The organism is Pseudomonas sp. 2995-1 (assembly GCF_002742505.1).
GTDB lineage: Bacteria > Pseudomonadota > Gammaproteobacteria > Pseudomonadales > Pseudomonadaceae > Aquipseudomonas > Aquipseudomonas sivasensis.
Genome location: NZ_LJSA01000682.1, coordinates 1 through 260, shown reverse-complemented (window position 1 = coordinate 260; position 260 = coordinate 1). Strand labels below are relative to the sequence as shown.

The 260-nt window shown below is 32.7% G+C and carries 1 protein-coding gene; it reads right to left on the bottom strand.

Features of this window, described 5'->3' with window-relative positions:
• A partial coding sequence (locus AOA61_RS30695) for a PAS domain S-box protein (RefSeq protein WP_158234850.1) occupies window positions 1-226 on the bottom strand: 226 nt, incomplete at its 3' end.
• Window positions 227-260 lie beyond the last annotated feature (34 nt).

Below are 260 nucleotides of genomic sequence, written 5' to 3'. Positions count from 1 at the left end.
GGATATAGCTTGAAAAATGCTTTCCTTTAATACAGTCTTCCTCAACATGGAATAAGTCCTTAAAAGCTTTATTTATAGTTAAAAAATATCCTTTTAAGTCCGTGGAGCAAACTGCATCAGGATAATCATGAAACATCGTACGATAAACTTCTTCAGTAACTTCCATTTTTAAATCACTGTTCAGTTTACTAAGAATAATTGTTAATCCACCACGGGAAGGAATCACCTTGAAATGAAACCACAGTTTTAAGGGCATAAAA